This window comes from Candidatus Chloroploca sp. Khr17 (assembly GCF_004138165.1).
Classification (GTDB): domain Bacteria; phylum Chloroflexota; class Chloroflexia; order Chloroflexales; family Chloroflexaceae; genus Chloroploca.
Window position 1 is genome coordinate 1 of record NZ_RYFF01000007.1, and the last position, 24,494, is coordinate 24,494.

21 protein-coding genes are annotated in these 24,494 nt (G+C 58.2%); 16 read left to right on the plus strand and 5 right to left on the minus strand.

What is annotated here, in order from left to right:
• The 6 genes from EKD05_RS06030 to EKD05_RS06055 form a co-directional block, all read left to right on the plus strand.
• Positions 1–3,048, plus strand: a 3,048-nt coding sequence (locus tag EKD05_RS06030; RefSeq protein WP_305038298.1) for an RNA polymerase sigma factor region1.1 domain-containing protein, incomplete at its 5' end; no start/stop codon positions are given.
• 75 nt (positions 3,049–3,123) lie between these two features.
• Positions 3,124–3,471, plus strand: coding sequence for a roadblock/LC7 domain-containing protein (locus tag EKD05_RS06035; RefSeq protein WP_129671543.1), 348 nt, complete (start codon positions 3,124–3,126; stop codon positions 3,469–3,471).
• 172 nt (positions 3,472–3,643) lie between these two features.
• A complete protein-coding gene (gene ndk, locus EKD05_RS06040; protein WP_129671544.1) occupies positions 3,644–4,099 on the plus strand; it encodes a nucleoside-diphosphate kinase in 456 nt (151 codons plus the stop codon).
• A 108-nt stretch (positions 4,100–4,207) separates the two neighbouring features.
• The gene (aroF, locus tag EKD05_RS06045; protein WP_129671545.1) at positions 4,208–5,230 is read left to right on the plus strand and encodes a 3-deoxy-7-phosphoheptulonate synthase; all 1,023 of its coding nucleotides are present in this window, start codon (positions 4,208–4,210) and stop codon (positions 5,228–5,230) included.
• A gap of 29 nt (positions 5,231–5,259) precedes the next feature.
• Positions 5,260–6,390 (plus strand): FtsW/RodA/SpoVE family cell cycle protein, encoded by a 1,131-nt coding sequence (locus EKD05_RS06050; RefSeq protein ID WP_129671546.1) that lies wholly within the window; start codon positions 5,260–5,262, stop codon positions 6,388–6,390.
• Positions 6,390–7,343, plus strand: a complete 954-nt coding sequence (locus tag EKD05_RS06055) for a threo-3-hydroxy-L-aspartate ammonia-lyase (RefSeq protein ID WP_129671547.1) — start codon at positions 6,390–6,392, stop codon at positions 7,341–7,343. Before EKD05_RS06050 ends, EKD05_RS06055 begins: the two co-directional genes overlap by 1 nt.
• Positions 7,344–7,354: 11 nt before the next feature.
• Here the strand turns inward: EKD05_RS06055 and uvrC are convergent, their stop codons facing one another.
• Complete coding sequence (gene uvrC, locus EKD05_RS06060) at positions 7,355–9,382, minus strand: excinuclease ABC subunit UvrC (protein WP_129671548.1); 2,028 nt, start codon at positions 9,380–9,382, stop codon at positions 7,355–7,357.
• Positions 9,383–9,486: 104 nt separating this feature from the next.
• Here uvrC and EKD05_RS06065 point away from each other — a divergent pair, with 104 nt between their 5' ends.
• The 5 genes from EKD05_RS06065 to EKD05_RS06085 all read left to right on the plus strand — a co-directional run bounded on the left by EKD05_RS06065 (position 9,487) and on the right by EKD05_RS06085 (position 16,777).
• Complete coding sequence (locus EKD05_RS06065; protein WP_165360610.1) at positions 9,487–10,434, plus strand: metallophosphoesterase; 948 nt, start codon at positions 9,487–9,489, stop codon at positions 10,432–10,434.
• Positions 10,435–10,458: 24 nt separating this feature from the next.
• Complete coding sequence (locus EKD05_RS26645; RefSeq protein WP_129671549.1) at positions 10,459–11,442, plus strand: STAS domain-containing protein; 984 nt, start codon at positions 10,459–10,461, stop codon at positions 11,440–11,442.
• Between the two features lie 22 nt (positions 11,443–11,464).
• Positions 11,465–12,859: an adenylosuccinate lyase gene (purB, locus tag EKD05_RS06075; RefSeq protein ID WP_129671550.1), complete on the plus strand. Its 1,395-nt coding sequence runs from the start codon at positions 11,465–11,467 to the stop codon at positions 12,857–12,859.
• 464 nt (positions 12,860–13,323) lie between these two features.
• Complete coding sequence (locus EKD05_RS06080) at positions 13,324–13,608, plus strand: HU family DNA-binding protein (protein WP_097653778.1); 285 nt, start codon at positions 13,324–13,326, stop codon at positions 13,606–13,608.
• Positions 13,609–13,648: 40 nt separating this feature from the next.
• On the plus strand, positions 13,649–16,777 hold the full coding sequence (locus EKD05_RS06085) for an ATP-binding protein (protein ID WP_129671551.1): 3,129 nt from the start codon (positions 13,649–13,651) through the stop codon (positions 16,775–16,777).
• Positions 16,778–16,810: 33 nt separating this feature from the next.
• Here EKD05_RS06085 and arsS read toward each other — a convergent pair whose 3' ends face one another.
• The 4 genes from arsS to EKD05_RS06105 form a co-directional block, all read right to left on the minus strand.
• Positions 16,811–17,833: an arsenosugar biosynthesis radical SAM (seleno)protein ArsS gene (arsS, locus tag EKD05_RS06090; protein WP_129671552.1), complete on the minus strand. Its 1,023-nt coding sequence runs from the start codon at positions 17,831–17,833 to the stop codon at positions 16,811–16,813.
• A gap of 233 nt (positions 17,834–18,066) precedes the next feature.
• Positions 18,067–18,363 carry a hypothetical protein gene (locus EKD05_RS06095; protein WP_129671553.1) on the minus strand — a complete coding sequence of 99 codons (297 nt, stop codon included), beginning with the start codon at positions 18,361–18,363 and terminating at the stop codon, positions 18,067–18,069.
• Positions 18,350–18,649 carry a BrnT family toxin gene (locus EKD05_RS06100; RefSeq protein ID WP_129671554.1) on the minus strand — a complete coding sequence of 100 codons (300 nt, stop codon included), beginning with the start codon at positions 18,647–18,649 and terminating at the stop codon, positions 18,350–18,352. Before EKD05_RS06100 ends, EKD05_RS06095 begins: the two co-directional genes overlap by 14 nt.
• 83 nt (positions 18,650–18,732) lie before the next feature.
• Positions 18,733–18,981 (minus strand): hypothetical protein, encoded by a 249-nt coding sequence (locus EKD05_RS06105; RefSeq protein WP_129671555.1) that lies wholly within the window; start codon positions 18,979–18,981, stop codon positions 18,733–18,735.
• 222 nt (positions 18,982–19,203) lie between these two features.
• On the opposite strand from EKD05_RS06105, the gene EKD05_RS06110 reads away from it, so the two are divergent.
• The 5 genes from EKD05_RS06110 to EKD05_RS06130 all read left to right on the plus strand — a co-directional run bounded on the left by EKD05_RS06110 (position 19,204) and on the right by EKD05_RS06130 (position 24,419).
• Positions 19,204–19,761, plus strand: a complete 558-nt coding sequence (locus EKD05_RS06110) for an acyltransferase (RefSeq protein ID WP_129671556.1) — start codon at positions 19,204–19,206, stop codon at positions 19,759–19,761.
• 334 nt (positions 19,762–20,095) lie between these two features.
• A complete protein-coding gene (locus EKD05_RS06115) occupies positions 20,096–21,103 on the plus strand; it encodes a Gfo/Idh/MocA family protein (RefSeq protein ID WP_129671557.1) in 1,008 nt (335 codons plus the stop codon).
• Positions 21,104–21,147: 44 nt separating this feature from the next.
• Positions 21,148–22,251 carry a DegT/DnrJ/EryC1/StrS aminotransferase family protein gene (locus EKD05_RS06120; RefSeq protein ID WP_129671558.1) on the plus strand — a complete coding sequence of 368 codons (1,104 nt, stop codon included), beginning with the start codon at positions 21,148–21,150 and terminating at the stop codon, positions 22,249–22,251.
• Positions 22,252–22,278: 27 nt separating this feature from the next.
• Positions 22,279–23,265, plus strand: a complete 987-nt coding sequence (locus EKD05_RS06125; RefSeq protein ID WP_129671559.1) for an NAD-dependent epimerase/dehydratase family protein — start codon at positions 22,279–22,281, stop codon at positions 23,263–23,265.
• Positions 23,262–24,419, plus strand: coding sequence for a DegT/DnrJ/EryC1/StrS aminotransferase family protein (locus tag EKD05_RS06130; RefSeq protein WP_129671560.1), 1,158 nt, complete (start codon positions 23,262–23,264; stop codon positions 24,417–24,419). The genes EKD05_RS06125 and EKD05_RS06130 overlap by 4 nt, the downstream gene beginning before the upstream one ends.
• Positions 24,420–24,494 lie beyond the last annotated feature (75 nt).

Here is a 24,494-nt window from a genome sequence, read left to right on the forward strand (position 1 = left end):
GCCCCCGCTGCCGCTGCCGAAGATGACGTCGACCTGACACCCTTCTCGCTCGATGACCTCGGCCTCAGCGCGGACGAGATCGCGCAACTCGAAGCCGCCGTGCCTGCGGAAGAGGCCGCCCCCGCTGCCGCTGCCGAAGATGACGTCGACCTGACGCCCTTCTCGCTCGATGACCTCGGCCTCAGCGCGGACGAACTCGCTAACTTTGAAGCTGCCATCGCGGCGGAAGAGGCAGGCAAAGGGCAGGAAATGCGCCAGACCCAGGGCACTGAGGAAGAGGGAACGGCAGCATTCAGTGAGATGATCGATCTTGATCTTAACTTCGATGATTTGCAGCCCTTCTCGCTTGATGATCTCGACCTCAGCAACCTCGAAGAGGGCACTGAAGGGCTACCATCCTTCCTCCAGCCCTTCTCATTAGAAGAGGCAACGGCCACGCCAAGTGAGAAAGAGGCTCCAGAGCGCGACGAGCCCGAAATCTTCAGTTGGCAAGAACCTGCAGCCCGTGAGCGAACAAGCTTTGGTCAACAAGAAGAACCAGAGCCATCAGGCGTCAGCATCTTTGGCAAATTGACCCAGCAAGCCGCCGAGCGGCCCCCTCATGAACCGCCACCGCTGGCTCCGGTTGATGATGAAGAGGCCGAAGCGTCTGGGTATTTCTCGGATGATGATGTCGCCCTACGCGAAGAGATGTCGGGCAGGCCAGAGCGTTTCGTTTCAGGTTTTCGTTTACCTCGCGAAGGTGAAGAACTCGCCGCTGAAGCCCCAGCCGAGGTCGAGCCTACCCAGGTCGAGCCTGCCGAATTCACCCTTTCACCTCCACCTGAGCAAGACGTTGATCTAACGCCCTTCTCGCTCGCCGATCTGGGCCTCTCGCCTGAAGAAATTGCTGCCCTGGAAGCTGAAGCTGCGGAAGGCGCAGCCATGACTGCCAGTAGTGAAATGGGCTTGCTCGGCGATGACGTTGATCTAACGCCCTTCTCGCTCGCCGATCTAGGCCTTTCACCCGAAGAGATTGCCGCGCTTGAGGGCGTTGAACTGCCTGAAGCGACGCCCGGAGAAGACGTTGATCTGACGCCTTTCTCGCTCGCTGATCTGGGCCTCTCACCTGAAGAGATTGCCGCGCTCGAAGCATCAAATCAGGATCAGTTCAATCTGCCAGTCACTGGCGAGACGATCGTGCCTGGGTGGTCACGCGGTGAAGAACCAGAATTAATCCCGTTTAGCCCCCAGGTCGAACCGCCTATCACACCAGAAGAGGCAACGCCCGAGCGGCTTGAGACCGATCAACCAGCATCTGAGCTATCTACAGATGAGGCTCTTGAATTCACCGACATATTTGAGGGTGATGTCCAACCCTTCTCATTTGATGAATTTGAGCTTGAGACGGGTGAGCCACGCACGCGCGAGCACGACGACGAAGGTATCAGTGGTGATGTGCAACCCTTCTCGCTGGATGATCTTGATCTCGGTGATCTTGATGCGTTTGCCCCCGATGCCGAAGAACGGAAACTGGGCGTCACCAGCGAAGAGCTTGCCGGCCTTGATCTTGGCAATCTCGAATCAATGACAGGCGAAAGACCGTCGCTCAAGATCGCCGACGATCCGGCGGCTGCCCTGGGGCACCTGACAACCCTGGGTCAGCAACAAGGCTATGTGGATCTGACCGATATTATTAGCATGGTCTCTGATCCTGAAACCGAAGCCGACCAGATCGAACAGATGGCGTGGTCACTCCATCACGCTGGCATCCAGATTCGTGATGGTGATGAGATCATTGACCTCGAAGGTGAAGCCGAAAGCGAAGAACTTGAAGCCATCGGTGATGTCTTTGACGCCGAAGCCAGGCTAGCCGAAAGCCAACCCTCTTCCCCCGAGCTTGAACCATTCTCGCTCAACGAGCTTGGCTTGAGCGATGACGAACTTGCCGCTCTCGGGCTCGCGAGTCTCGATCAACCAGAAGCCGCTGCACCTGGCCCACCAGAGGGTGAAGACGCCGATCTGACTCCCTTCTCACTCGCTGACCTGGGCCTCACCCCGGATGAGATCGCGCTTTTCGAGGCCGATCTCAGCGAGGAGACCGAGGAGCCAGGGCCAGCGATGGTACCAACAAGCGAGCCCGAAGCCGAATTGGAACCCTTCTCGCTCACCGATCTTGGCCTCTCCCCCGATGAGATCGCCATGCTCGAAGCGAGTGTCGAGCAAGCCGACCTGCTGGGGGCATCCACTGATCAGGATGCATCAGCCCCGACGGTTGACGCGACAGGCGAAGAAGAGCCAGGCTCAACCGAGGCTATTGACGAAGACGAATTCAACTTTGATCTGACCGAAGCAACGCCAGTTGAAAGAGTCACTGCTCGCACCGAGCCGCGGATTGAAGCGCCAGTGACCGAGGCGGATCCGGCTGATACTGACTTTGAGCCCGAGCCACTCGACAACCTGGATGATATCTGGGACGCGTCGGCAGAGGAAGCCGAACCACTCACACCGGCGCGTGTCGTCTTGCCACCAATGAGTGAACGGTTTGCCGAGCCACCTCCGCCGCCACGTCCGACAAGCATCACGCCTACCGTGCCACCTGCGTCTCCTCCACTGAGTCGTGATGAAGAGCGGTATGCGCGACGGGAAGCAGCGACACGGCGCTACCGCGAGCAAGAGCGGCAACCTCGGCGCTTCCAGCAAGCCGAGGCAACGGCAGCCCTGGCTACCGCCGCCGAATTTGCTGGCTTTGTGCCAACTGGTGATACCTTGCTCGATGATTATCTTGGGCAACTCGACGAAGAACCAGACAACCACGGTCTGGCAATGGCAATCGGTCATCTCTGCGCCCAAACAAACCGGCCAGACATCATGACCCGGGCCTTCAAGCGCGTTATTCGCGCCGGGCAGGGCCTTGAACAGATCGTATCCGAACTCGAAACCTTGATGGCAAGCGTCGAAGAACCGGCGATCAAACAACCGTTGACCCGCTTGCTGGGCGATGCCTACTCCAAACAGGGCCGGTATACCGAAGCCATGCAAGCGTATGGTGCCACGTTCACCCGATGAACAGGATCCACTATCAGGCCGCCTGTCTAGAATACAGACATGTTTGGTCAACATAAGTTTACGAGAGGTCAAGGTATGCGCCGCATCGTTGAAGACCTGCTACGCGTTGAAGGGGTCATTGGAAGCCTCCTGGTTGGCAAAGATGGGCTTGTTGTCTCGAGTACCCTGCTCGACGAAGAGGATGCCGAAATTCTTGGCGCCATGTCGGCCGCCGTCTTTGGTGAGATTGACAAAGCAACCAAACGTATCGGTATCGGCACGCTGATCGACTCGATTATCGATGCCAAAGATGGCTCGATTCTGCTCCTTGAAGCCAAGGAACTGATCCTGGTCGTCATTACCCAGCGTACCGTCAATCTCGGCCTCGTGAAAATGGAGATGCGCCGGGCAGCCAAGCGCATCAGCGAAGCCGTGCCGATCTAAGGGCTATTGCTCTCCAATGCAATCCTGCGGTGTGCCAAAAAGCCAGCGACGCTGGCTTTTTGGTACACCGCGACGTGGTAATCTACCCACAACAGGTAGGGAGATTTACCCCGCCTGTTATGGGTGTGGTATACTGGACTCAATTATTCTTGCTACACAGAATGAGGAACTTATGGAACGTGCATTGATTATTCTCAAGCCTGATGCAGTCCAACGTGGGTTGATCGGGCCAATCCTTTCACGCCTCGAGCAACGTGGACTGCGCTTTCAGGGCCTCAAGCTGATTCAGATGACGAAAGATATGGCGTGCCAGCACTATGCCGAGCACGAAGGCAAAAGCTTTTTTAGCGGCCTCATCAGCTATATCACTTCAGCTCCAGTCCTGGTGCTCGTCGTCATAGGCAAAGCCGGCACCGTCGAACTGGTGCGGGCGATGGTTGGCTCAACCAATCCGTCTAAAGCGGCTCCGGGCACGATCCGTGGTGATTTTGGCCTCGAGATCGGGCGCAACCTCATCCATGCCTCTGACTCGCCCGAAAACGGTGAGCGTGAAACGGAGATCTTCTTCAAACCTGAGGAACTCATAGGCCAATGGGACCGCGCCACCGATACCTGGATTCACGAATAAGCTTGGACAGTCCAAAAAGCGAACGGCCCTGGCTTTTTTGCCCGTCAAGAAACGTAGTTTGCAGAGGTAGTCCTCGCAAACCATGCGCTGCTGCAGAAGAGAAATCGTATGCTCGTGGTTATGGAAGCCCATGCCGATGCTGCCAAGATCGAGGCGGTTTGTGCTGAAATTCGGGCAATGGGCTATGTCCCCCATCCAATGCCCGGTCCAACCCGTACCGCCATCGGCATCACCGGTAATCGTGGCCCGGTTGAACAGGCAACACGCCTCCAGCGTATGCCCGGGGTCGCTCAGCTTATTCGCGTAACAGCACCCTATAAACTGGTCAGTCGTGAGTTTCACGAAGGTGATACCCTTGTCCAGGTCGGCCAGGTTGTTTTTGGCGGCCCCGCTGTGACCGTCATCGCTGGCCCCTGTACCGTCGAGACCCGTGAACAGACGCTGACCATTGCCCACGCTGTCCGTGAGGCCGGCGCAACCATGCTCCGCGGCGGTGCGTTCAAGCCGCGTACCTCGCCTTATGCCTTCCACGGGCTCGGCGAAGAGGGGTTGCGTATTCTCGCTGAGGCCCGTGAGGCGACCGGAATGCCCGTCGTTACCGAGGTGATGGATGTCGAGACGCTCCCTATGGTCTGTGAGTATGCCGATATGCTGCAGATCGGGGCACGCAATATGCAGAATTATCCGCTGCTCCGCGCCGTCGGACGCTCGGGTCGCCCGGTGTTGCTCAAACGAGGCTTTGCCGCAACCGTGAAAGATCTGTTGCTCGCCGCCGAGTATGTGCTCAATGAAGGCAATGCCGATGTCGTGCTCTGTGAGCGCGGGATCCGTACCTTTGATGATACACTCCGCTTTACCCTCGACCTCGGCGCAGTGCCGATGATCAAGCAACTCTCGCATTTGCCGGTCATTGTTGATCCTTCCCACGCGAGTGGACGCTGGGATCAGGTGTTGCCTATGGCACGGGCGGCCATTGCCGCCGGGGCCGATGGGTTGATTGTTGAAGTGCATCATAATCCAGCCTTTGCCCTCTGTGATGGGCAACAGTCGCTGGTGCCTGATCGTTTTGTCGCCATGATGGAACAGGTCGCCCGCATCGCTAACGCGATGGAACGCCCAATGGTATTGTGAGATGGCTTGCATCGTGACGTTGTGAGTGTATGGAAATACGTCGTTGGCGTCAGTATAATTGGCCGTTGCTGGTCTGTGTGATTGTCTTGCTGGTGCTCGGCGCACTGGCAGTCTATAGCGCCACCCTCACGGCGGTTACCGGCACAGGGGTGCCGTTGCATATCATCTATCCCGATCATTTGATCAATATGAGCCTCGGGCTCGCCTTGATGGTTGCGTTTACCTTCTTTGATTATCAGTTGCTCTCGAGTCTGGCGCGCCCGATCTATTTGATCGGGGTCGTCTTGCTGATCCTGGTTCTCTTTATTGGCCGTACCAGCGAAGGTGCGCGCAGTTGGATTGAAGTTGGTGCCCGTACCTTTCAACCAACTGAACTCGCCAAACTTGCGCTGATTATTGTGCTTGCCGCCTATTGGCAACGCTTTGAGCAGATAAGCGACCGCTGGCTTGTGCAACTCGGAGGGTTGGTGCTGGCAGGGATGATCGGGGTGTTGGTGCTCGTGCAACCCGATCTCGGCGGCGCTATTGTGATTGTTTCGATCTGGATTATGATGACTTGGGGATCCGGCGTCCGCTGGCAACAGATTCTGACGCTCACGCTTATTACGCTGCCCCTTGCCTACATCGGTTGGCAATCGGATGCGTTCCTTGATGACTATCAGAAACGTCGCTTGCTCACCTTTTATTATCTGCTGAACGATCCGTCACAAGTTGATTTCAATGATAGCTATAATGTTGTGCAGGCAATGAATGCGCTCACTCAGGGCGGTTTGTTTGGCGCAGGTTTGACCAATGGGCTCTTCAGTCAAGGTAATTATGTTCCTGTACAACATACCGATTTCATTTTTGCAGTCATTGGCGAAGAGATGGGTTTTTTCGGTGGTGTTGTGCTGATTACCTTCCAGGCCATCCTGCTCTGGCAGGCACTCTCGATTGCGAACCAGGCCCGCGATACCTTCGGTCGCCTGATGGCCCTTGGGATCTTTGGCATGCTCTTTTGCCATCTGGTGATCAATCTTGGCATGAATATGAGTCTGTTGCCCGTCACCGGTCTGCCCTTGCCGCTCGTCTCGCACGGTGGTAGTTTTATGATCATTACGCTCATCTCGATTGGCCTGCTCCAGAGCATTGCCCTCCGCAGTAAGCGACTGGTTTTCTGATGTTTGCCCTTACCTTCGCTGATGTCGAACAGGCCGCCGCGCAGTTGCACGGGGTGGCCCATGTGACCCCCGTGATGACCAGTCGTACGCTGGATGCGTTGACCGGGCGGGCGCTCTTTCTCAAGTGCGAGCAATTTCAACGCGGTGGGGCGTTCAAGTTCCGCGGGGCCTACAATGCGATCAGCCGGTTGAGTGAGCACGAACGGCAATGTGGCGTGATCGCGTTTAGCAGCGGCAATCATGCGCAGGGCGTTGCCCTTGCCGCCCAACTCGCCGGGGTGCCCGCCGTGATCTGTATGCCCGACGATGCGCCACCCGTCAAATTGGCCGCAACCCGTGACTATGGGGCCGAGGTCGTGATCTATCAACGGGCGACCACCGACCGCGAGGCCTTTGCCCGTACCCTTGCCGCGCAGCGTGGCCTCACCCTGATCCCACCCTATGACCATCCGCATATTATGGCCGGTCAAGGCACCGCTGCCCACGAATTGCTGACCCAGATCCCCGAGCTTGATGCCCTGATTATGCCAGTTGGTGGCGGCGGTCTGATCAGTGGCTGCACCATCGCCGCCAAAGCCCATAACCCGACGCTCCGTATCTTTGGGGTCGAGACCGAAGGGGCCGACGATGTGCGGCGTTCGCTCGCCTGCGGCGAACGGGTAACGATTGACCCGCCTACCACCATTGCTGATGGCATCCGTACCACCGCCCCTGGGTTCCTCACTTTTCCAATCATTCGGCAGTATGTCGAGCAAATCCTGGTTGTACCTGACGCCGCGGTGCTGGAAACCATGCGCTTTTTGTTGCTGCGCATGAAACTGGCGGTTGAACCAACGGGTGCCGTTGGCCTCGCCGCAGTGATGATGGGCTTGCTCCCCCCGGCATGTCAGCGCATCGGTGTCATCATCAGCGGCGGCAATGTCGATCCTGCGCTGCTGGCATGCCTCGGCTAGCCGTCAGCACGCTACAGCATCCCCTTCAACTCTTCAGCAGCTTTGCGGTTCATCCCCGGCACAGCCGCCAGTTCTTCGATGCTGGCCTTACGGATGCCGTCAAGTGAGCCAAAGGCTTTGATCAGGGCTTTTTTGCGTTTGGGGCCGATGCCAGGGATCGTATCGAGCGAGGAACTGAGGCTTGCTTTGCTCCGCACTTTGCGATGATAGGTGATCGCAAACCGGTGCGCCTCTTCGTCAATGCGCTGCACCAAGCCAAGCACAGGGCTATTGCGCTCAAGCACAATAGCCTCGGGTTGATGAGCAAGCACCAGATCAAACCGATTGCGGTCAGGCCCCTTGGCGACACCGGCAAGTGGGATGCGTTCAAAGCCAAGACTCTTGAGCGCATCAAGGGCCGCATTGACCTGGCCGCGCCCTCCATCAACCAGCAGCAGGTCGGGAAGATCCGCCCATTTCGCCAAGGCTTCGTCGCGCTCGGCATCGCTGGCCCCGGGTGCGGCCACACTGTCCGCAGCATCATCAGGGTCGCCTGCGCCAGTGCTCACTCCCCCAAAAAGATCAGCCTGAACCAACTGAACTTCGTCGTTGGTCGCGGACTCCTCACTGGAGAGCGCTTCGGCGGCCCGCTTGAAGCGACGCACCAGCACCTCGTGCAGCGAAGCGACATCATTGGCCCCAGTCACCGTCTTGATCTTGAAACGCCGATAGGCCGACGGGCGCGGCTCGCCGCGTTCAAAGACGACCATGCTCGCAACCGAGTGCTGGCCCTGCGTGTTCGAGATATCGTAGCACTCGATGCGCTGCGGAAGCGTGGCGAGATCGAGCAGATCACGTAACGCACTCAGGCCAGCCACCGCCCGCTGTTCGCTATTGAGCCACTGCTGGCGCACCTCTTCGAGCTTCTGGTGGGCATTTTTGGCCGCCAGTTCGATCAATTGCTTCTTTTCGCCCCGACGCGGCACACTCAACTCGACCCGATGCCCCGCCTTCTGCTCGAGCCACGACGCAATGATCATCGGCTCTTCGATATGATCGGCGAGCAGTAGGGTCGGCGGCACGTTGGGCGCGTGATCGTAAAACTGCGTAATAAATGACGCAAGCAGATCGGCATCAGTCTCGTCGTCGGTCCCCTGCAGCGTGAAGGGCTCGGCATTGACCAGTTTGCCCCCACGAATAAAGAGCACCTGCACAACGGCGCTGCCATCTTCGCGGGCAAAGGCAATGACATCCTGGTCTTCATCAACCGTACGCAGCACCTGCTGGCGTTCCGAAATCTTCTCAATCGCCTGCAACCGATCACGCACATAGGCCGCCCGCTCAAACTCCAGCGCATCGCTGGCCTGCTCCATCTGACGACGCAAATCGCGCACAACCTGATCCGTCTTGCCTTCAAGAAACCGGCAGACCGCCTCGATCGTGGCACGATATTCGGCCTCAGTGACGAGACCGGGCACACACGGGCCGAGGCAGCGTTTCATCTGGTGGTAGAGACAGGGGCGGCCCAGCTTGCGATAGTGCTTGAACTTATCATCCTTGCACTCGAAGGAAGGACGAAAAGCAAAGAGCCGATTGAGCAGATCGAGCGTCTTGCGCACCGAGCCGGCGCTTGCATAGGGGCCAAAATAGCGCGCCCCATCATCAGCCACCCGCCGCGTCGAAAAGACCCGCGGCCAGGTATCTTGCAACGTCACCTTGATATAGGGGTATGACTTATCGTCCTTGAGCAGAATATTGTAACGCGGGCGATGCTGCTTGATCAGATTCATTTCAAGGAGCAACGCCTCAAGCTCACTCTGCGTCACAATGATCTCGAAATCGGCGATATGACTGACCATCCGCCGTGTTTTAGCACTCAACCCACGGGGTGCCCCAAAATAGGATCGCATCCGATCACGGAGCCGTTTGCTTTTGCCGACATAGATCAACTGGCCCTGGGCATCCTTCCAGAGATAGACTCCGGGGGTGTCGGGCACCAAGCGCAGGCGCTCATCAAAGGCGACCGGATCGGCGATAGCAGTAGCTGAAAAATCTGGCATATGATCTATTGTACCGCAGCTTTTCACCGAGTTGTCATCTATTTCGAGTATACTAATAAGAGTGCCTTCCAGAGGTATTGGTGGCCGCAAGCCCCAGGAAAACAATGACAACGACAAGCCAAAAACCCCGCCAGAAGGGGCGACGCTTTGACCCGAGCCCGGGCAAGATCCGCTATTCACGTCGCTGGATCGGCGCAACCGTCGCGGGTGGCATGCTCACCACCGCCGCGCTAGCAACCGGTCGCCTGAAAACAACCGCCTTGCTGGCAAGCATCGGCGCAACCAGTCTGGCGTATGCTACCTTGTACGAGCCACGCAGCCCGCGGCTTGAACGCATCACCCTGAACCTGCCCAGACTTCCCCTGGCGCTTGACGGCCTCCGGATCGGCCAGATCAGCGACATGCACCTAGGCCTCCGGTATACGACCGAAAATAGCCGCTGGGCCGTCCACCAAATGGCCGTCGAAGAGCCTGATCTGCTCGTCTTTACCGGTGATTTTGTGAGCTACGAACACGCCATTGCCGAACTGCCTTTTGTGCTCGAGGGCTTGCCCAGGGCACCGCTGGGGCGCTTTGCGGTTCCTGGCAACCATGACTACTGGGAAGGCGTGCCCGAGATCAAGCAGACCCTGACCGATCTCGACATCGAGATGTTGATCAACGAGCATCGTCCGGTTACAATCGGGAAAGAGACCCTGGTCGTGGCCGGGCTTGATGATATGTGGGACGGCGTACCCGATATCGAGGCCACCCTGCAACACGCCCCTCCACAGAGCGTCCGGCTCCTTCTGGCCCATTGTCCCGACGCCCTTGATTACATCAGTGGGCAGCGGATCGACGTCCAGCTTTCGGGGCACACGCATGGGGGGCATATGTGTCTACCAGGCTTAGGCTCATTCTGCCTGCCCCGCTTTGGCTGGCACTATGCAAGCGGCCATTTTCACGTCAACGAGACGCAACTCTATGTCAGTCGCGGGCTAGGCGGGCTACCCTTACGGCTCGGTTGCCCGCCCGAGGCCACGATCTTCACGCTCCAACGGGGGAGCGCATAAACACGTCATCCGAGGAACCAAGCTATGTCATCATCTTCAGACGACCTTCAGAACGAACTGACCCGCCTCCAGCATCTTGTCGACCGACGGGACGCCATTCTCTCGGCGATGGCTGAAGTGTCACGCCTACTCTCACTTCACCTTGATCCGCTTGAAGAGGCCCCTCGGATGCTCGAATTGATAGGGCGCGCCCTCGAAGTGAGCCGTGCCTATATCTTTGTCAACGGTGAAAACGAGGCCGACGAACGCACCATAAGCCAGTGCGCCGAGTGGTCAGCACCAGGTTTCCCCCCCCAGATTGACAACCCCGATCTGCAAGACCTGCCTTACAAAGCGGCTGGGTATAGCCGATGGGAAACTCTGTTGAGCCAGAATCAACTCTTGTACGGCCTTGTGGCCGATTTTCCCGTTGATGAACACGAACTCCTGGTCAGTCAGGATATTCAATCATTGATCGTGGCCCCGATCTTTGTCCACGACACCTGGTGGGGCTTTATGGGCTTCGATGATTGCACAACCAGCCATATCTGGGAACCAGTCGAAGCAGAGACCTTGCGGAGCCTCGCAGTCATGTTTGGCGTCGCCCTGCACAACCAGCAGATCCAGCAACAGATCCTCAACAGCCAGCACGAAATGCTGCGTGAACTCTCAACCCCATTGCTCCCGATTGCCGACGAAATTATGGTTCTGCCACTGATCGGCACCATTGACCGTCAGCGTGCCGCCCAGGTCATGGAGACCCTGCTCGAAGGGGTAGCGCGCTACCAGGCCACCCTGGTCATTGTTGACATCACCGGGGTCGCTATGGTTGACACCCAGGTGGCGCAGACCCTAATCCAGGCAGCGCGGGCCGTGAAACTGCTCGGGGCGCGCGTCATGCTCACCGGGATTAAACCACAGATTGCCCAGACCCTCGTGCATCTTGATGTTGATCTCAGTGACATCAATATGCAGGGCAGCTTGAAGAGCGGCATTGCCGCCGCGCTGCAAACCATGCAGAAGGGCTAATGTCGCAAGAAAGCTAGCAAGAATGACGACAACTTTTGCTCCTATGGCCGCTCTTTCGCCCCTCGATGGGCGGTATCGTCGTGATCTGGCCGAATTGGCCGGGTATTTCAGTGAGGCGGCCCTCTTTCGCTATCGGGTACGCGTTGAAGTTGAGTATCTGATCTTTCTTTCCCGGGCGCAGGGGATCGCCTTTGTCCCCTCCCTCGACTCGCACCAACAGGCACGTTTACGTGCCCTCTATCGCGAGTTTACCGATGAGCATGCCGAAGCCATTGCCGCATGGGATCGCAAGGTCAACCACGATGTCAAAGCCGTCGAGTACTGGCTGCGTGAACAACTTGAGGGCTTCGGGCTGACCCATGTGCAGGAGGCTGTCCACTTTGCGCTGACGTCTGAGGATGTCAATAATCTGGCCTATAGCCTGCTGGTGCGGGATGCCCGTGATATGGTGATGGGGCCCGCGGTGGGGCAGATCATCGAGCGCCTGCGCCATCTGGCTGATACCGAGGCAACGACTGCGATGCTCGCCCGCACCCACGGGCAGGCGGCAACGCCAACGACGTTCGGGAAAGAGATCAATGTCTTTTTTATGCGTCTGCGGCGTGCGAGCAATGCGTGCAAAGAGATCAAACTGACCGGCAAACTCAATGGTGCGACCGGCACCTTTGCGGCCCAGGTTGCCGCCTTGCCTGAGGTCGATTGGCTCAAGTTTTCCAAGGCCTTCGTACGTTCGCTTGACCTTGAACCGGTGCTCTTGACCACCCAGATCGAACCGCACGATACGCTTGCGATGCTCTGCGATGCGCTCAAACACACCAATGTCATCATGCTCGATCTGTGCCAGGATATGTGGCGCTATATCAGCGATGGCTACCTCGCTCAGGCGCTGCAAGCCGGTGAGGTCGGGTCATCAACGATGCCGCATAAGGTCAATCCCATCGACTTTGAAAATGCCGAAGGCAACTTGGGCATAGCCAATGCCCTGCTCGAACATTTTAGCCGGAAATTGCCCATCTCGCGCCTGCAACGTGATCTTTCAGACAGTACGGTGTTGCGCAACCTCGGGGTCGCGTTTGGCTATAGCCTGCTCGGCTATCAGCGCACTCTGCGTGGCCTGCAGAAGATCGCCGTGCGCCACGAGACCATGCAGGCTGACCTGATGGCTCACCCCGAGGTGCTCGCCGAGGCTGTCCAGACAATCCTTCGCCGTGAGAACTATCCCGAACCGTACGAAGCCCTCAAAAACCTGACCCGCGGGCGGCCCCTCAGCCTGGAACTGCTCCGCGAGTTTGTGGCAAGCCTGACGGTGCGCGAAGAGGTCAAGGCCGAACTGCTGGCTCTTAGCCCCGAGCGCTATACCGGCCTTGCCAATCGCCTCGCCTTGCTCCGCGATGAACAGGCCTTCGGTGGGTGGTGAGGGATGCACCCCAATAGCCCGATTGCGCTAGTCGCACGCACTCCTGGTACTAAGCCGTTCCCCTCCTTGTGGGCTATTCACAGCAGGGCCTGTCGTAGCGTACAATAGCTATGCGGTACGGAGATAGGTCTGGGAGTAAGGAAGGTGCTGCACCAGGCGTCAGGGGCCGCCTTTCATTCCCTAGCCAATAAGATTGACACCGCAAGCGCAGTCTGTCGTATCAGGATACGATGGGCTGTGCTTCTTTGTTAAAAGTTTTTTGCTTGTCAGATGCTTGCCACGACACTTTTTTAGCATTAGAAAGCGCTAGAACAGGTATAGTGCCGTCAAAAAAGGGATTCAAGGCATTACAATGCGACATGGGGCTTGACAAGTGCGGTATACTGCGTCCCGAAGGGCAAAAATCGCACGTCCGTAGAATACGTGGAAACTATCATTACTAGACCTTAAGGAGGACTGCACCGATGCAGAAGACTGATTTTATCAAGGCCGTCGCCGAAAAAGCCGGGGTGTCGCAGAAGGAGACGAAGCTGGTCATTGACTCGGCGCTCGATGTGATCACCGAGCAACTCGCCAAAGGCGAAAAGGTGACCTTGACGGGGTTCGGGACTTTTGAAGTTCGTCACCGTCAGCAGCGTGAAGGCGTCAATCCACAGACGCGTGAGAAGATCACGATCCCTGAAACCAAAACGCCCGGCTTTAGCGCCAGCAGTACGCTGAAAGAGGCTGTCAAGGGCGAATCAGCATAGGGCGGCACGCCTCTTCCAGGTAGCGCAGTGAGGTCGCGTTGTGGCTCCAGTAGCTCCGGCACTTGTCGCAATCGAGGGGTTGCCAATGCTGGCAGCCCCCCTCCAGCATGAGCTAGCTCGACACAAAGAGGCGCTCAAGACGGCGCTCGCCCATACCCACGAGCGGGCAAGGCTGTGCACGCGACTTGAACAGTACCTCGATGGTTCGCCAGGTGGCCTGATCCTCGTGGAAGGCCCACCTGGCAGCGGCGTGAGTACCCTCTTGGCCCAACTCGCGGTGCGCCGCCCCCTGCCCCTCTGGCAGTCCGCTGTGGCCGGGGCGCAGAGTCTGCATCTGCTCTACGCGCAGTTGGTGGCGTGCTATCGCCCAACGTTGCCGCTCGTTGATCCAAGCGTCACGACCGATCCTGCTGCGTTCGAACGCCTCGTCGCCGATATCGTGCGGCGCAACCCTCACCACCCGGTGGTTCTGGCCCTCGATGAGCTTACGCCGCCCGGCCAACCTCGCTATCCTGGCCCGTTACCCTTGCTCGTCGATCTTCCCCCGGGCGTGACCATCCTGCTTGGCTGTAGCCCAGGGGCAGCCCCGCCCTGGCGCCCGATCGCACGGTTGTGCCTACCTGGTGATGATCCTGACTCGACCCTGGTGCAGGCCCAGATCCTCCGGGCCATAGGCTGCCCTTCAAGCTGGATCGGCCCCTTGTTACTCGCCGCCCAGGGCAATTTCCTCTATCTTCGGCTGGCCGTTGCTATGCTGCACACAAAACAGCTCGCGCTTCAGGCCTTGCCGCAGGGCCTTGAGGCCCTGTTGCTGCACTGGTGGGCCATGCTTGCCCCAGCCGAGCGTCAGTTGGCGCTGGTGCTGGCCGCCGCCGATGCACCGATCCCACCCAGCCTCGCGGCACTCGTGCTCAAGTACAATCCCATCCTGCTGCTTGCCAGGTGGCAACAAGGCAAGTTGCTTACGCTTTCATGCGAGGCGCGGGCCGGGCTTGATGGCGATGGAAGCCCCTTGCCACCGGTGCGCTCTGTCCGTTTTGCCCATCGGGCCATCCCTACCCTGGTTGCCCAGATCGCCCCGACCGAAGTAGCCCGGATGCATCAGAGCCTGGCTGAGTTGGCCGTACAACGCAACGTCACGGTTCCCCGCCACGATCAGCCAGGGCAGCAACCCGTCCGTCACGATGAACCAACCGGACCATATCTGCGCCAGGCGTATGCACGGCATGCCGCCCTGGCCTCATCAACCATCCCCTCCGGGCAAAGGCCAGTTTCCACCGTGAGGCCCAGACCAGCCAACGCTACTCCACATGAGTTTATGCTTGAGCCAGACCACGCCTGGGTACGTACCCACGAACGGAACGGCACCCTCTGGTATGCGTATGATGAACTGCGCTGGCGGTTGCGGATGCTGGTCGAAACGAGTATCTACCAGACAAACGAGTTGGGATCGCTAAGCGACCTGATCAGTACGGCGTTGCGTACGGGAACATTAGCGAGCCGCGTACGCACGCTGGATCCAGCGATGGCCGCTGAAGCGTTTGTGCAGGCGATCGAGCACAGCGGCCGTGAGGTGGCCCTCAAACAGGTCATGGACCAGGTCGAACGTCTTCCCGATGGGCTACAAAAAGCCGTCATCCTGCGGCGTCTTGGCGAGATCTGTTACGCCAACCGGATGCGTCCAACCGCGATGCGCTTGCTCTCGCGAGCCCTCGATCTCGAAGCCAATCCCTTGTCACGCGCCTGGCACGAGAGCCGCGAAACGCTGCATATGGCCCTTGCCCGGGCAGCCCTGCGGCTCGGTGAAGTGGCGGCAACGCTGGCAATTACCGAGCGCATTGAACACCTCGAGCGTCGGGCGATGGTCGAGACCGAGGTTGTACGCCATCTGGTGACCCTGGGAGCTTGGGAAGAGGCATGCCACCTGGCCTGTGGCATGATGCACGAAACAATGGGCGCCTGGGCGCGCGCCGAGGTTGGGGTCGCCCTGGTGCGTGCTGGGCACCCCGATGGACAACGTTTGATTGACAGCAGTTCGCTCGCAACGGTTGTTGCCTGGGCCGAAATCGAACTCGCATGCAGCGAAGTCCAACACGATGAAGCTGCCGCTCGCCAACGGATCGCCCGGCTCGCCACGCAGAGCCAGCGCGACCGCGGGTTGGCGGCGCTCACACGTACCCTGGCCGCACTCGGCAATGATGGGGCTGCGCTCAGTGCCGCCGAAAGCATCGTTGGCGTCGAGACACGGATTGCGGCCCTCATCGAACTGCGCCTCACCCTCAACGGCCTGGTCGCCATGCTCGCCCTGGAACAGGCAACCCGTGCGATCGGTGCGGTGAATGAGGCCGAACGCGCCCCACTGCTCGTGGCGCTCGCCGCTGCCCTCGCCATCCTGGGGCGGATCGAACGAGCGATCACGCTCGCCAACACCTTGCCCCCAGGCGAAGAACGCCATCGGGCAATGGCAAAAGTCGCTGTTGCGATGGTTCAGACCGGTGCGTATGAAGCCGCTTATCGCCTCATGGAAAAGGTCGAGGACACAGATGAGCAAGCCTGGGTCTACACTGAATGGGCCCGTCATCTGGGGCTTACCGGGCACTGGGACGAAGCCATGGCTCTGTGCCAGCGCATCCCCGACCCAACACAACAGGCCCATGCCATTGCCAACCTGAGCATCGAACAGGCCCGGAATGACGACCCGCGCCTGGCCGTGCAAAAAGCGCTGACCATCACCTGGGCAGCCGAACGTACCCGTGCCCTGATCTTGATGGCACCGCACATGATTGCCGCCGGAGCCGACCACGAGGCCCTTGCCCTTGCCAACGATCCCTCGGTACTCGCACCGGGCGAGGATCGCGCCCGCTACCTAGCCGCCATTGGGACAGCCCAGGCCGAACAGGGACACACAATAGCTGCAGCAACCGTCATCGCCTCAATCCGGCGACCAGCCGAGCGCGCCCGTGCGGCCGCCGCGCTGATCTATGCACTCGCCGACGAACATCCCAGGCTGGCCCGATCCATCCTCGCCAGTATTCTGCGCACATCAGCCTATGGGCGCGAGGCCATCCTGCGCACCCTCGAAGTAACGGCCCCCGCCCTGGCGCGCCTGGGGGGGGCCGAATTACTCATCGCAACTGCCGCTGCCGCCGATGCATGTGATCAATGGTGAAAAGCTCGCTCACGGCGAGACAACCGCACCACTTCAGGTAGAGCCCGCTGCGGCGGTACATGCATAGCAGTGTGCCCCGGTACGGATCACCCGTCCGGCCAGATCCGCAGGCGTGAGCGCCAAAATCGTCTGGGGCAGAGCCATGTCGAGCATCTGGTTGAAGTCACAATCGTAGAGGCGCCCATCCCATCCGACTGACAGGATCGTCTTGCACATCAGCCCTTCAACTGTGCTCGGATTAAAGTTGTTCACCAACAATTCCATATACGCGTGCAGCTCACCTGTGGTCAGCAGATGCTCAAGATAGCGACTGATGGGCATATTGGTGAGGGTATAGAGTCGGGTAAACTGGATGTCATAGCGTTGCAGCAACTCACGTCGCCACGTATCCTCAATCGAGGCCTGGGGAAGCGGCAACTCGGGGCCAAGCGGGTTGGCAATCAAATTAAGTTGCAAGGCAGGATCACGGCCATAGCCACGCGCATTAAATTCTTGCAAAGCTGCGATTGACTGCGCAAAGACCCCGTCGCCACGCTGCGCATCGGTGCCCTCGAGCGCATAGTGGGGCAACGACGCGATCACCTCTACCTGGTGTTCGGCAAGAAAGGCCGGCAAATAGGCATAGTTTGGCAAGCGTGTGATCGTTAAATTGCAACGATCAATCACATGCCGCCCCATCGCCCGCGCCCGCCGCACCATCTCATCAAAAGCCGGATGCAATTCAGGGGCACCACCGGTAATATCAAGCGTCGGGATCGCGGCGCGCTCCAAAAACGCAAGACATGCTTCAACAACTTCAGGAGGCATCACCTCGGTGCGATCCGGACCGGCATCAACGTGGCAATGGTGGCAGGTCTGGTTACAGCGACGTCCAACATTGATCTGTAGAACTTCGACCTGCGGTGTTGCACGTAAGGTTGGCAGACCCGCCTCGGCTAGTTTCGTGCTAAAGCGCGGGACGGGGATTTCGGCCAGGATCCGGCGCTGGGCCTCAGGTGATGCGAGCATATGCTTGCGTCGCTGCAAGGTTGGGATCAGGCTGATTTTCTCAAGCATAGGCTATGCCTCCTTCATCGTCTGTAGAATACATCGGCGAGTCTTCCTGGGAGCGTAGGCGGCCCGCCGGACACCGGGAACTGTGGTTGACCCACGACTTAATTTCTCGTTACTGGTATCTATTGTACTACCTTTAGGCAAATCCACCCGTTTGAGCCCCGTAGTAGGGGCGCAGCAGCGCCTGGCCCACCCCTTGCGCAAAGGCATGCCTGATGGCTGCTGCGCCCACAGTGCTATGATCCCGTTCCACTACGAATCTCGCGAAGAATAGCCTCAACCTGGTCTGGTGATTGACCATGACGAGCTAGCACGTTCGCGGTTAGTTCCAGCACCTGATCGGCAAAGCGCTGGGCAAGCTCCTGGCGGAGACCCTGCCCAAGATAGAGTTTGATCAGCGCGTCTACCGACATATCGCGTGCTCCTGCGATGCGCGCCAGGTGTTCGTAGGTCTCGGTTGGCACCTTCAGTTCAACCCTGGTAACAGGCCTTGGGCGAAGCTTCAACTCAGTGGGAAACTCAGGCTGACTCATACTGCTTCCTTTCGGCCCGTGTTGCCGTGCGTGCAGAAATAATCTTTGTACGCTCGCCCCGTTCCGTAAAAACAACCAGCAATAACCGCTGGGAGATCGAATAGCCGAGGATGAAGTCGCGTTGCTCGCTTACTCCATCTGGGGTTGCATCACCGGATTGATAGAAGGGATCGAAGAAGACTTCGGCTGCTTCGGGAAATGCAATCCCATGCCGAACCAGATTCTGCTTTGCCTTCTCGTCATTCCACTCGAACGTCATCCCTTGAAGCCAGAAGACAACATCCATACCGCTGCTCACAGAAAGATCAATCTTTACAGCTCATGATACCATACCATCACTTCCCATCCACTTCCCATCCACCAAGGTTGTTACCGCCTGACCAGAGGCAGGAAGAGCCCTTCCGAGCCAGCCGCGATGTTGGCCGGAACCGCAACCGCAGCAGCCGCAACCCCTGCTGGCGATTCGCGCATCGGCGCATCGGTGTCAAGGCGATAGTTCGTCGTGGCCTCGCTGACGCTGTTCGCCGGGTGCAGCGCGGTTGGCCCAGCGATGACCTGCAGCACCACAGCGGACTGCGCCGACTCGCTCAGGCCACGCAGAAGACCTTTGCAAGCCAAAAGCCGAGCCATTGACGGCCACGGCAAGCAGATGCCATCACCCTGCCTACCCTGCGACAATACTAGCAAAATCAACGAAAAAAGGGTATACTCGTACCCATATGCAACGTAAGCCTTCAGTTGGGGTTGGGGGCCTGCAGCTGCCAAGAATTTTGCGCGTGCTGACGGAAATGGCCAGCACATGCATAGATTATTAGGGCGGATGCCCTAATATAGAGCATTATGACAACTATTCATCCGACTGCTGATGTTTCGTCAGCAGCGATCATTGGTGACAGAACGCGGATCTGGGCTCATGTGCAGATCCGTGAAGGCGCACAGATTGGCGCGAACTGTATCATCGGTCGCAACAGTTATGTCGACTCTCATGTTCATATCGGCGATAACGTCAAGATCCAGAATAATGCATCGCTCTATCATGGGCTGACGGTCGAAGATGGCGTCTTCATCGGGCCGCATGTCGTCTTTACCAATGATAAATTGCCGCGCGCGATCAATGCTGATGGCAGCCTCAAGAGTGCCGCCGACTGGCAGGTAGGGCAGACGCGCCTCTGTTATGGGGCCGCGATTGGGGCGCATAGCGTGGTCGTCACCGGCGTCACCATTGGGCGTTGGGCCATGATTGGCTCGGGCACCACCGTCACGAAAGATGTGCCTGATCACGCCCTGGTCGTCGGCAACCCTGGCCGCATCATTGGCTGGGTGAGTGCCAATGGCGTACGCTGCGCAACCCAGGCCGAGGCCCAGGCTCTGACTGAGCAAGAGATGACTGCGGGCTAGCCCAAAAACCGCCGCTTGATAACAAGGCACGGCCCTGCTTCAAACAATGTGGCAAGGCGCCTGCCCTATTGGGGTAACAGGCAAACCTGGGAGTGAGGACGTCCCACCCTTGCGCCCAGGGGAAGGATGAACACATACCAAGTAGTTGACAATTGACAGATCAGAATGTCACCGGTTTGTCATATTGATCTTTGTATACACCTGATAGGATAGGTACAAAGACTTAGCAGGACACGCTCATGCCCGCATCAGATTCCACTGGTCACAATCCTCGAAACAAGCTTATGCTCAATCCACTACGCTCACTCGCTACACACAGCCAAGGAGGTATGTTGTGCTAGGTATCGGTGTCATCGGCTATGGTTACTGGGGGCCAAATCTCGTACGGAATTTTTCACAAGCCCAAGGGGCCCGGGTTGTCGCTGTGTGCGATCAACGGGCCGAACAACGCGCCAAAGTTGAACGCCTCTATCCAGCGATCAAGACCTATGCCGACGTGGACGAGATGTTGCGTGACGCTGCGGTTGATGCCGTCGCCGTCGCCACCCCCGTACATACCCATTTCCCGCTCACCCTCAAGATTCTTCAAGCTGGCAAGCATGCGTTTGTCGAGAAGCCACTCACGTCAACCGTGGCCGAGGCCGAGCAATTATTGGAAGAGGCCGAGCGACGTGGGTTGACGATCATGGTCGACCATACGTTCATTTACACGAGCGCTGTGCGCAAGATCAAGGAGTTGCTTGACAACGGCTCGCTGGGCACGCTCTATTATTACGATTCGGTGCGCGTGAATCTGGGGCTGTTTCAGAGCGATGTCAATGTGCTGTGGGATCTCGCCGTACACGATCTTTCGATTATGGATTATCTCGTTGAACGATCGCCTGTTATGGTCGCCGCAACAGGCATGGCACATGTGCCAGGTCGCCCCGAGAATATGGCGTACCTGACCTGCTTCTTTGAAGATAACTTGATTGCACACTTCCATGTCAACTGGATGGCCCCCGTTAAGGTTCGTCAGACCTTGCTCGGAGGCTCGGAAAAAATGATCGTTTATAATGATATGGAATTAAGTGAGAAGATCAAGGTTTATGATAAAGGCATTATTGTCAGCGAAGATGAGGCTGAGATCTATCAGCGCCATGTCGGCTATCGCACCGGTGATATGTGGGCGCCGCGCATTGACAATGTTGAGGCCCTACAAATCGAGGCCAGTCATTTTATTGATTGCATAACAACCGGGCAACGCCCATTCTCAAGTGGCGAGTCTGGGCTGCGTGTGGTGCGTATTCTTGAGGCCGCTTCACGTTCGATGGCCCAGCACGGTCAGCCGATCAAGTTATAGCAATGACGATGCGTTGTCCCTGAGGGTCAAAAGGAGTTCGTTTCATGATACCGTTTGTTGATCTGAAGGCTCAATATCTTTCGATCAAAGAAGAGGTTGATCAGGCTGTGCTGGGGGTGCTGGCAAGCACCCAATTTGTGCTGGGCAAAGAGGTCGCCGCCTTCGAGGAGCTCTTCAGTGCCTATACGCAGACGAGCCATACGATTGGTGTGAATAGCGGCACCAGTGCGCTGCACCTCGCCCTGCTCGCCGGTGGCATTGGCCCTGGCGATGAGGTCATTACGACGCCGCATACGTTCATTGCGACTGTGTCGGCGATTGACTATGCGCGTGCGACGCCGGTCTTTGTTGATATTGATCCGGTCAGTTTTACGCTTGATCCTGCGTTGCTCGAGGCTGCCATTACGCCACGTACCAAAGCCTTGCTGCCCGTCCACCTCTATGGGCAACCCGCCGATATGGATCCGATCATGGCAATCGCCCGTAAACACGGCTTGCTCGTGATCGAGGATGCCGCCCAGGCGCACGGGGCCGAATATAAGGGTCGTCGCGTCGGTTCCATTGGCGATATGGGTTGCTTTAGCTTCTATCCGGGCAAAAACCTCGGGGCCTATGGCGAAGGTGGCGCAGTTACCACGAATAATGCTGAGTTTGCCCGTACCCTACGCATGCTCCGGGATTGGGGGGCCGAACGCAAGTATTACCACGATCTCAAGGGCTTTAACTATCGCCTCGAAGGCGTGCAAGGGGCTGTGCTCAAGGTCAAGATGAAGTATATCGAGGCCTGGACGGAAGCGCGCCGGGCGGTGGCCGCACGCTATGATGCGCAGTTAACCCCACGTGGGATCGCTACCCCCGCCGTGCTGCCGGATCGTCGCCATGTCTTCCATGTCTATGCGATCCGTGAACCGAAGCGCGATCAACTTCAGACGTTTTTGCATGACCACGGCGTGAGCACCGGCATCCATTACCCCATTCCCGTCCATCGCCAGCGCGCCTTCGCTGAGCTAGGCTACCCCGAGGGGGCCTTCCCGCACGCCGAAGCCGCCGCCCGCGAGGTGCTCTCGCTGCCAATGTATCCCGAATTGACCCACGCCCAGCAGGATGTCGTGGTGGCAGGCTTGAAGCTATGGGCCGAGCAGGTATAGTTAGCGTGTAAGGAGACAAGATCACGTATGAGCAACCCACAACCACAGCGCGTACTTGTGACCGGCGGCGCCGGTTTGATTGGTTCGCATATTGTTGACCAGTTGATGGATGGCCGCGAGCAGGGCAAGTACGGCGAGATCATTGTCGTTGACAACTTTGTCCGTGGTCGCCTCGAGAATCTGGCCGAGGCCCGCGCCCGCGGCGAGGTGACGCTCGTTGAAGGCGATATTTGTGATCGTGATTTGATGCACCAGGTGATGCAAGGCGTTGATCTCGTCTTTCACCTCGCCGCGATTCGTATTACGCAGTGTGCCGAAGATCCGCGCCTGGCCCACGATGTGCTGGCGACCGGGACGTTCAATGTGCTTGAGGCTGCGGTGCAAGCCGGGGTGCAAAAGGTCGTCGCTTCCTCGTCAGCCTCGGTCTATGGCCTCGCCGAGGTCTTTCCGACGACCGAACGCCACCATCCCTACAATAATCGTACCATCTATGGGGCCATCAAGGTTTATAATGAGGCGCTGCTGCGCAGCTTCAACGAGATGTATGGCTTGAAGTATGTCGCCCTGCGCTACTTCAATGTCTATGGACCGCGGATGGACATCTATGGGGCCTACACCGAAGTGCTGATCCGCTGGATGGATCGCCTGATCGACGGCAAGCCGCCGGTGATTTTTGGTGATGGTACCCAGACCATGGATTTTGTCTATGCGCCTGATATTGCCCGTGCTAATATGCTCGCCGCCGAGGCCGCTGTCTCTGATGAGGTCTTCAATGTTGCCTCTGGGGTCGAGACGAGTTTGCAGGAACTTGCCGAGACCCTGATGCGTACGATGGGCGTCGATCTGCCGATTGAGTATGGCCCCGAGCGCAAGGTCAATCCTGTGCCCCGCCGCCTCGCCGAGATTAGCGCCGCCCGCGATAAACTCGGTTTTGTGGCTCAGGTCGGGCTTGAAGAAGGGCTGCGTGACCTGGTCGCCTGGTGGAAGACGCAAAAGAGCGGAGTGATTGCATGACGACCGCAGCGAAGCATATGACTATCCCGCTGACCCGCCCGCTTGTCGGAGAGGCCGAAGCCGAGGCTTCACGTCGTCCGATTATGTCGGGTTGGCTCACCCAGGGTCCCGAGGTGGCGGCATTCGAACAAGAGTTTGCCGTCTACACCGGGGCTGCCTACGCGACCGCAGTCTCGAATTGTACGACAGCCCTGCATCTGGCGTTGCTGACCCTTGGCGTTGCCCCCGGTGACGAGGTCATTACGGTGAGCCACTCGTATGTGGCGACCGCCAATGTGGTGCGCTATTGCCACGCAACCCCGGTCTTTGTTGATATCGAGCCAGCCACAAGCAATCTTGATCCGACAAAGATCGCCGCCGCGATCACACCACAGACGAGAGCGATCCTCTGCGTTCACCAGATGGGGATGCCGTGCGATCTGGCAACGATCCTCACGCTCGCCCAGGAACACGGGTTACCCGTGATTGAAGATGCCGCCTGTGCCAGTGGCAGCGAGATCCTGTGGCAGGATGAATGGCAAAAGATTGGCAAGGCCCACGCTGACATTGCCTGCTTTTCGTTTCACCCGCGGAAGGTGATCACGACTGGCGATGGTGGCATGATCACAACCAACAACCCTGAGTATAACGCGCAGTTTCGCTTGCTCCGGCAGCACGGTATGAGCATCAGTGACCGTGTTCGCCATAGTGCCAACCAGGTCATCTTTGAAGAACACGCCGTGATCGGCTACAATTACCGCATGACCGATGTTCAGGCCGCCATTGGGCGCGAACAACTCAAGCGCTTGCCCACGATTGTGGCGGCCCGCCGCCGTCTCGGTGAACGCTACCAGCAGTTGCTCGCGGCGATTCCTGGCCTGACGCTGCCCCATGAGCCATCATGGGCACGCACCAATTGGCAGAGTTTCTGGGTGCGCCTTCCCGATCACCTCGACCAGCGCGAGGTGATGCAGGGCATGCTCGACCGGGGGGTGGCGACACGCCGCGGCATTATGTGCGCACACCGCGAAAAACCTTACCAGCGCGAGGGCGGCTATGAGCTACCCGAGTCTGAGCGTGCCCAGGATCGCAATGTCATCTTGCCGCTCTATCCGCAGATGACCGATGAGGAGCAGGAGTATGTTGTCGCGATGCTGAGTGAGGTATTGCTGTAAGCAGAGACGCAGCCGGAGTGCATGGCGCTTGTTGTGTCACCCTGAGTATGAAATGGCCTGCAAGCCAACTACTAG

Excerpts from the sequence above, each read along its gene's own strand:
- EKD05_RS06035 (WP_129671543.1), top strand. The coding sequence starts at position 3,124 with ATGCGCCGCATCGTTGAAGACCTGCTACGCGTTGAAGGGGTCATTGGA.
- ndk (WP_129671544.1), top strand. The coding sequence starts at position 3,644 with ATGGAACGTGCATTGATTATTCTCAAGCCTGATGCAGTCCAACGTGGG.
- aroF (WP_129671545.1), top strand. The coding sequence starts at position 4,208 with ATGCTCGTGGTTATGGAAGCCCATGCCGATGCTGCCAAGATCGAGGCG.
- EKD05_RS06050 (WP_129671546.1), top strand. The coding sequence starts at position 5,260 with ATGGAAATACGTCGTTGGCGTCAGTATAATTGGCCGTTGCTGGTCTGT.
- EKD05_RS06055 (WP_129671547.1), top strand. The coding sequence starts at position 6,390 with ATGTTTGCCCTTACCTTCGCTGATGTCGAACAGGCCGCCGCGCAGTTG.
- uvrC (WP_129671548.1), bottom strand. The coding sequence starts at position 9,382 with ATGCCAGATTTTTCAGCTACTGCTATCGCCGATCCGGTCGCCTTTGAT.
- EKD05_RS06065 (WP_165360610.1), top strand. The coding sequence starts at position 9,487 with ATGACAACGACAAGCCAAAAACCCCGCCAGAAGGGGCGACGCTTTGAC.
- EKD05_RS26645 (WP_129671549.1), top strand. The coding sequence starts at position 10,459 with ATGTCATCATCTTCAGACGACCTTCAGAACGAACTGACCCGCCTCCAG.
- purB (WP_129671550.1), top strand. The coding sequence starts at position 11,465 with ATGACGACAACTTTTGCTCCTATGGCCGCTCTTTCGCCCCTCGATGGG.
- EKD05_RS06080 (WP_097653778.1), top strand. The coding sequence starts at position 13,324 with ATGCAGAAGACTGATTTTATCAAGGCCGTCGCCGAAAAAGCCGGGGTG.
- arsS (WP_129671552.1), bottom strand. The coding sequence starts at position 17,833 with ATGCTTGAGAAAATCAGCCTGATCCCAACCTTGCAGCGACGCAAGCAT.
- EKD05_RS06095 (WP_129671553.1), bottom strand. The coding sequence starts at position 18,363 with ATGAGTCAGCCTGAGTTTCCCACTGAGTTGAAGCTTCGCCCAAGGCCT.
- EKD05_RS06100 (WP_129671554.1), bottom strand. The coding sequence starts at position 18,649 with ATGGATGTTGTCTTCTGGCTTCAAGGGATGACGTTCGAGTGGAATGAC.
- EKD05_RS06110 (WP_129671556.1), top strand. The coding sequence starts at position 19,204 with ATGACAACTATTCATCCGACTGCTGATGTTTCGTCAGCAGCGATCATT.
- EKD05_RS06120 (WP_129671558.1), top strand. The coding sequence starts at position 21,148 with ATGATACCGTTTGTTGATCTGAAGGCTCAATATCTTTCGATCAAAGAA.
- EKD05_RS06125 (WP_129671559.1), top strand. The coding sequence starts at position 22,279 with ATGAGCAACCCACAACCACAGCGCGTACTTGTGACCGGCGGCGCCGGT.
- EKD05_RS06130 (WP_129671560.1), top strand. The coding sequence starts at position 23,262 with ATGACGACCGCAGCGAAGCATATGACTATCCCGCTGACCCGCCCGCTT.